The organism is Photobacterium indicum (genome assembly GCF_003026215.1).
GTDB lineage: Bacteria > Pseudomonadota > Gammaproteobacteria > Enterobacterales > Vibrionaceae > Photobacterium > Photobacterium indicum.
In genome coordinates this window covers 1314066-1320065 of the sequence record NZ_PYOC01000001.1, presented here as the reverse complement: position 1 = coordinate 1320065, position 6000 = coordinate 1314066, and the positions used below count along the sequence as shown (strand labels likewise).

10 protein-coding genes and 1 pseudogene are annotated in these 6000 nt (G+C 38.6%); 5 read left to right on the top strand and 6 right to left on the bottom strand.

Annotated elements, in window-relative coordinates; all coding sequences use genetic code 11:
- Both C9J47_RS05960 and C9J47_RS05955 read right to left on the bottom strand, forming a co-directional pair.
- Window positions 1–550 (bottom strand): annotated as a pseudogene (locus C9J47_RS05960) (replication endonuclease); the annotation flags it as partial.
- Window positions 547–771, bottom strand: coding sequence for a hypothetical protein (locus C9J47_RS05955; protein ID WP_107252676.1), 225 nt, complete (start codon window positions 769–771; stop codon window positions 547–549). The gene C9J47_RS05955 and the pseudogene C9J47_RS05960, both read right to left, overlap by 4 nt.
- A 119-nt stretch (window positions 772–890) precedes the next feature.
- Between C9J47_RS05955 and C9J47_RS05950 the strand changes: the two genes are divergently transcribed.
- On the top strand, window positions 891–1259 hold the full coding sequence (locus C9J47_RS05950; protein ID WP_107252675.1) for a DUF3693 domain-containing protein: 369 nt from the start codon (window positions 891–893) through the stop codon (window positions 1257–1259).
- Window positions 1260–1470: 211 nt separating this feature from the next.
- Entirely contained in the window at window positions 1471–1659 is a 189-nt protein-coding gene (locus C9J47_RS05945; protein ID WP_107252674.1) for a hypothetical protein, read from the top strand.
- A 65-nt stretch (window positions 1660–1724) separates the two neighbouring features.
- On the opposite strand, the gene yciH is transcribed toward C9J47_RS05945, so the two are convergent.
- Window positions 1725–2048 (bottom strand): stress response translation initiation inhibitor YciH, encoded by a 324-nt coding sequence (yciH, locus tag C9J47_RS05940; RefSeq protein WP_041395101.1) that lies wholly within the window; start codon window positions 2046–2048, stop codon window positions 1725–1727.
- Between the two features lie 119 nt (window positions 2049–2167).
- Between yciH and C9J47_RS05935 the strand changes: the two genes are divergently transcribed.
- Entirely contained in the window at window positions 2168–2773 is a 606-nt protein-coding gene (locus C9J47_RS05935; protein ID WP_107252673.1) for an HAD family hydrolase, read from the top strand.
- Between the two features lie 111 nt (window positions 2774–2884).
- Window positions 2885–3397 carry an ATP-dependent zinc protease family protein gene (locus C9J47_RS05930; protein WP_107252672.1) on the top strand — a complete coding sequence of 171 codons (513 nt, stop codon included), beginning with the start codon at window positions 2885–2887 and terminating at the stop codon, window positions 3395–3397.
- 102 nt (window positions 3398–3499) lie between these two features.
- On the opposite strand, the gene C9J47_RS05925 is transcribed toward C9J47_RS05930, so the two are convergent.
- Complete coding sequence (locus C9J47_RS05925; protein WP_107252671.1) at window positions 3500–3865, bottom strand: DUF3319 domain-containing protein; 366 nt, start codon at window positions 3863–3865, stop codon at window positions 3500–3502.
- A gap of 236 nt (window positions 3866–4101) precedes the next feature.
- Between C9J47_RS05925 and C9J47_RS05920 the strand changes: the two genes are divergently transcribed.
- Window positions 4102–5073, top strand: coding sequence for a tyrosine-type recombinase/integrase (locus C9J47_RS05920; RefSeq protein ID WP_107252670.1), 972 nt, complete (start codon window positions 4102–4104; stop codon window positions 5071–5073).
- Window positions 5074–5112: 39 nt separating this feature from the next.
- Here C9J47_RS05920 and C9J47_RS05915 read toward each other — a convergent pair whose 3' ends face one another.
- Window positions 5113–5748, bottom strand: a complete 636-nt coding sequence (locus C9J47_RS05915) for a putative adenosine monophosphate-protein transferase Fic (protein WP_107252669.1) — start codon at window positions 5746–5748, stop codon at window positions 5113–5115.
- On the bottom strand, window positions 5738–5962 hold the full coding sequence (locus C9J47_RS05910) for a YhfG family protein (protein ID WP_107252668.1): 225 nt from the start codon (window positions 5960–5962) through the stop codon (window positions 5738–5740). The genes C9J47_RS05915 and C9J47_RS05910 overlap by 11 nt, the downstream gene beginning before the upstream one ends.
- Between the last annotated feature and the right edge of the window lie 38 nt (window positions 5963–6000).

Below are 6000 nucleotides of genomic sequence, written 5' to 3'. Positions count from 1 at the left end.
TGTTACGTGCGACTTCAAAAGCAGCTTGTGTGTCATCAATGGCCGCAACCTTACGCATGACATGTGCAGACTTGGCTTTTGCAAACTCACATAATTCTTCATCGGTTGAGGTGTAACGAAATTCCATCTTGGTTAGACGTTCGTTAGCTGACTCAACAGCACGAACGGCATCAAGGTAATCAATTTTTTTAGTCATGTTGATGAAGGCACGTGTCATCACCGGTGCAAATTCTCGATGTGACTTACACGCATCGAATGCACGGACAACCCAACTTTTTTCAGGAACGAAAAACGTCTTCTTTGAATTGTCATCAAAACGCGGGACTAAGTGAGGCTGGGGCGCTGCATAGAATGGATTGATACCAAACTCATCAGTGAAGATAGACGCGACCACGTTGTAACACTCTGGCATTACTGGCTGAGTTGAACCAGACTTGAAGTGACAAGGTAACTTTAGTTCTAATGCTGATTTTTCTGCCAGTTCGTTACGCGTGAACCAGTTTGATTTCTCTGGCTGCTCAGCTTGAAGGACAACATCAGGCGACATCATGATTGAGCATCCTGACCAACAGACTGAACAACACCAGACCAGAACGAAAGCGAGCGACCATCAGCAATTTGAGTTGCCAAGTCAGCAACCTCGAAAACTTCTTTGTTTGAGTAAACCTTAGCTTTTAAATACTTAGGAGCGTATGCAGCGGTAACAACAACGATTTCTCGACCGTTATCAAAGAAACGAACACCGTCATTAAGTTGAATGTTGATAGCCATATGCGAACCTCAATACTGTAAGTCACCAATTTCGGTAACTATAAACACCAAGCATGGTGACTGCAAGACACCCAAAATGGTGACTTTAGGGTTACAATCAACAAAACGCCGGAGGATTTATGTATCAAGTTCAGTTGTTAGATGCCTTTAAAACGGCGAAAAACTATATACAAGACAAGCAAATTGCAGCAGATTTAGGGATTCCAAAGCAGAGAATCTCAGAATACCGTAGTGGCAAACGCTATATGTCTGATATACAAGCCGTTTTCTTGGCGCAGGAATGCAAAATTGATGAGAAAGAAGCATTAATTGGTGTTCACGCTGACCGTACACAAAATTCACACATTAAACAGTTGTGGGATGAAATTGCAAAAAAGCTTAATAGCCAAGGTAATCAGCTACATAGCCTTGGTTTAGTGGCGATTTTGGGTGGTCTATCAACCGAGGTTAAAGCAGTAGCCCAGTGCGCATTATGTACCTTATGTTAAATAGTCCGTGTGGTAGCGTAACTTCATTTACTATGACCCTCAATGACTTACAAACATGTAATTTATAGTGACAAAATTAATGAACCGTATGTAACGTAACTTCATAGCTTGATTCTTTGTGGGGAGTTATAAGTTCATGTCTATTTAACAGTATTGAGTATATTTACCATAAAATAGGTAATTAACACCTTACTTTAAGGTACTGCTGCAAATGGTCAGTTTGCTTGGTACTTCAAGTTCTGTATTCATTACTACGCTACGCGTTGTTGCTACAGCAAATGAAATATACCAACGGCAAGATCAACAACAACAAATAGCCTTTGCTGTTGTTGATGGCCGACAACTCATTGGTTCTCTATTACACATTAAACAAAAAAGCCTGAAGATATACTTTTGCTAGATATTTGTTCAGTTTCAGGCTTTCTCAATAACAACGAGGCAATTGTTGCCATCGTTTAGCCTTACTTAGCCGCCGGCAAGTTTAACAGTGTGTCCTTCTTTTTCTAGCGCTGCTTTAATCACTTCACGCTTATCACCTTGAATCTCAATGGTGCCGTCTTTTACAGAGCCACCACAACCACATACTTTTTTAAGTTTAGCTGCCAACAATTTTAGTTGTGCATCTTCCATATCAAGACCAGTCACAATACAAACACCCTTACCTTTACGGCCTTTAGTTTGGCGCTGGATACGGACAATACCGTCACCAGTTGGACGTTGAGGTTTGACTTTTTCTTCTGGAATGCGACCTGTCTCGGTCGAGAAGACTAAACGGCTGTTATCATTCATTATGTAATAATCCATGAATTTTCAGTTAATTGTGAGTGTGGTATTAAGATTACGCATTCAAGTTGCGTATTACCTTTTATCGCATACTATCAATAAAAGGTAGTTAAACGGAAACTCTAATGATTCGTAACGTGATTTTTGATTTCGGTGCTGTTCTATTTGAATGGAAACCGACCAAAATTGTTCAAACTTACACTGATTCAGTCTTTGAACAAGAGATGCTATTAAATGAAGTACTCTATCATCCTGATTGGGTAGCTCTTGATCGCGGTACAATGCTTATGGCTGAAGTTATTCCTAAGTTTGCAGCGCGCACTGGATTCCCTGAAGCTAGAATGGAAGATTTTTTTGAACATATTCAAAACAGTCTTGAGAAAATCAGCTTAACGGAATCTATTTTTTACAAAGTGTTAGATCAAGGTTACTCATTATACTACCTAACCAACATGAGTAATGCTTTCTTTGATACGCTCAATGAACGTCACCCTTTTATTTCCTTTTTTAAAGGAGGTCTAGTGTCAGGTAACGAGTTAGTCATTAAACCAGAAGCTGAAATTTTTGAGTTATTACAAGCACGCTTTGAATTGGATGCCTCTGAGTCACTTTTTATTGATGATAATGAAGAAAATATCAATACCGCTCGCTCTTTAGGTTTTAAAACGATACATTTTAATCAGTCCAGTGATTGTTATAAACTAATCAAAAGCACACTTAACATAAATTGAATGAGTGTTAAGTGCTCTCTGCATATTAATTCTTTTTAATACGTTGAACAACAACACTGAATCAATGTCTATTATTCATAGTAATACGAATATTTATAGTTAGGAGACAATGTGAAGAAAGTTCTTTTATCAGCCTTGATTCTATTTTCAACCGCTTCACCTTTTGTAATGGCAGGCAGTAAAGTGTCAAGTGATAAATCTATCGTCGGTCAAGTGGAAACGATTAAGATTCATGAGCTTGGGATGGATTATAAAGCACGAATTGATACGGGTGCTGCCACCACATCGATAAACGCCTATGATATTAAAGTGACCGGTGAAGATAGCGACAGTGAAGATATGCGCGATCACCTTGGTGGCATGGTTGAATTTAAAACAAAAAATGAAGATGGAAAAGAAGCGACATATAAAGGGAAAATTATCAAAGTAAGCAAAATTCGTAATGCGCAAGGTGTTGAACGCCGTTATGCGGTTGTTATGGATTTAGGATGGAATGGTCAACATAAAGCCGTTGCGGTTAACTTACGCAATCGCAGCAAGCTTGACTACAAACTTCTAATTGGTCGTAATTGGCTAGAGGGAAGTTATTTGGTTGATGTGGAAAAGTCGGATGATGACGATTAACCCCCCTATTGCCTCATGATTATACACCCTACTTAAAAACGCCCAATTGGGCGTTTTTGCTTACGGAGTTTTATTATAAGAAGTCGTAAATATATAGCGGTGTTACTTTTGTGCTTTGAGTTTGAGTATTACCATATCAAGGTGCTTCTTTATCTTAACCGCTGGACCTTTCAATAGTTGACCACGTAAGATCACATACCATTCATTGGGTTTACCACTATCATTAATTAGCTTAAAACCTCTGTAATTTTCTGATTGCTGAGCTGCTGTTTCTTTCTTAAGAGAGTTAACGCCTTCAAAACTGTTTGGTGGTAAAAATGCTTTCATATCACACCACCAATCGACACTTTTTTTAAGTAACGACAATTGCCCTGATATGGGATGACCATTAATCACTGCCTTCCAACCATCAGGTGCACCTGAGCTATTTTCTAATATATAGCTACGATGAAGCAGGCGTTTTTTCATATCAGCAACTCCTTGTTGGAAGTTTCGAATAACATAGATGGCTGTAATGTTGAATAGTAAGCATCATCCATATTCTTCTTTCTAGTCTTTATATTATTAACAGCTTTATCTGTATAGCACGCATTTTGTTTCCAAGCGAATAAATGTTAATTTTGTATGCGAGTCTACAATTATTGATATTTCTGTTATTGTAATAAGTAGCATAAATATAGTTATAGTGCATTAGGGTAATAATCATGACCAAAGGCATACAGGCGATAAAAGACACAAAACAACTAAAACGTAGCCGCTCTGCATTCTCCATTATTATGGATAGCATTGATCTTTGGCAATCATTAACGCATAAAAAATACGCTAGAAATACGCTCCTCGCTTTTAAAAACGATTGGAATAACTTCATCCTTTACTGCGAGAGTCATAAGCGCACTGTGTTGCCAGCATCTGTCGACACAGTGCATGGATTTATCGAGTTAATGGCAAAAAAGCGAAAACTAGCCAGCCTAAAACGTTACATTGTTACTATTGGGTTGGTGCATCGTTGCCATGCCCTACCAGACCCATGTGCTCACACTGAGATTCGCTTAGTGATGAGAAAGCAACGCATTGATAAACATGATGATTATAACAATGCTCGTGCATTTAGAGATGACCATCTACAACAGTTGCTTACTCTATTTGAAACCTCTCCAAAAGTAAAAGATATTCGAGATATGGCTATTTGGGCGGTTGCATTTGAAGCAATGCTAAAACGCAGTGAGTTATCAGATTTGACCGTTGATAAATTAGAGACTGACTCAAAAGGCTTAATCTATATAACATTAGGTGACCGTGTTATCCCGCTCAGCGCTATTGCGTCAAACGCCCTACAGCGCTGGATAACTATCGGCATTATTGATACTGGTTACATTTTTAGACGAATTGATCGCCACAGTAATATAGGTGTATTACCCTTAGATCATTCTTCAATATATCGCGTATTCCGTAGGGCAAGCGAAGAATTAGGTTTACCAGCCAATGTTATATTTTCAGGCCAATCACCTCGCGTAGGAGCTGCTAAAGACTTGTCTGATGCAGGATTGTCGATCAGTGAGATACAAAGCCATGGTCGTTGGAAGAGCCCTGCTATGCCTGCTCAATATGTGGGAAATACAGAAAAAAGAGACCAAGAAATGGCGAAATTTTTAAAAGATAAGCCTTGGGATAACTGATATTCCTTGTTTAGAGGGTCATAATTGCCATGTGTATCTCTAACGAGGGCTATCGGTCCAATGTTCTTTATAGCCTTGTTGAACATCTATATATACCGTAATTCGTTCAAATAGTTTTTCTAGAGGATGCAAGTCACCAAAGTATCCAGCTTGATTGGCATCAACCCATTCTTTTAAGTTAATGCCTTCCCAGCAAATTTCATAGCCAGCATTGATGGCTAGAATTTCAAAAAATATCCGCTGTACCCTTCCATTACCTTCTCGAAACGGATGAATAACATTAAGCTCACAGTAATAATGGGAGATACGTTTAATGAAAGCATCGAACGGTAAATTACACAGTAAATTATCATTGTTAAGCTGGATAAAAAGACGTTCTGTTTCACGTTCTATATTATGAACATGGCAAAAACGTGTTTGTCCTTTAGTTATATCTACGCGACGGATTTTACCAGCCCAACTGTACAGATCTTGAAATAAAGTGAAGTGAACTTTACAGAGATATTGTAGGTTAAATTGCTCGAATTCAGGCTCAAAATGTTCTGCTCGCACTTTTGTGAAATCTCTTTCAGCCAAGGCAAGAGTATCTTCGTCAGTAATCGATAACCGGTTAATCAATACCGATGTATTTGGGTAACAATCCGGATCATGACTAACACCATACTTATCTATCATAATATTGTATCAAACTTTCTATCTGTTCTTTTTCCGATTGAGTGCTCTTAGTTTCACGTTTTGTCGGCTCTATATCAAACCCTTCCAATTGAAGGCTTGCCTTGTAGTTACGTGAAGACAACCGCTTAAATTGTTTACGCATTTGATCTTTTGTTAGCTTTGATTCGGCATTTTCCGTCGTTTCAGCTTTTAGCATATGCGCTTCTTTTTGCATGATCTTCCTTGATGGGTATCTACTTCCAGTATTACAGG

Excerpts from the sequence above, each read along its gene's own strand:
- C9J47_RS05955 (WP_107252676.1), bottom strand. The coding sequence starts at position 771 with ATGGCTATCAACATTCAACTTAATGACGGTGTTCGTTTCTTTGATAAC.
- C9J47_RS05950 (WP_107252675.1), top strand. The coding sequence starts at position 891 with ATGTATCAAGTTCAGTTGTTAGATGCCTTTAAAACGGCGAAAAACTAT.
- C9J47_RS05945 (WP_107252674.1), top strand. The coding sequence starts at position 1,471 with ATGGTCAGTTTGCTTGGTACTTCAAGTTCTGTATTCATTACTACGCTA.
- yciH (WP_041395101.1), bottom strand. The coding sequence starts at position 2,048 with ATGAATGATAACAGCCGTTTAGTCTTCTCGACCGAGACAGGTCGCATT.
- C9J47_RS05935 (WP_107252673.1), top strand. The coding sequence starts at position 2,168 with ATGATTCGTAACGTGATTTTTGATTTCGGTGCTGTTCTATTTGAATGG.
- C9J47_RS05925 (WP_107252671.1), bottom strand. The coding sequence starts at position 3,865 with ATGAAAAAACGCCTGCTTCATCGTAGCTATATATTAGAAAATAGCTCA.
- C9J47_RS05920 (WP_107252670.1), top strand. The coding sequence starts at position 4,102 with ATGACCAAAGGCATACAGGCGATAAAAGACACAAAACAACTAAAACGT.
- C9J47_RS05915 (WP_107252669.1), bottom strand. The coding sequence starts at position 5,748 with ATGATAGATAAGTATGGTGTTAGTCATGATCCGGATTGTTACCCAAAT.
- C9J47_RS05910 (WP_107252668.1), bottom strand. The coding sequence starts at position 5,962 with ATGCAAAAAGAAGCGCATATGCTAAAAGCTGAAACGACGGAAAATGCC.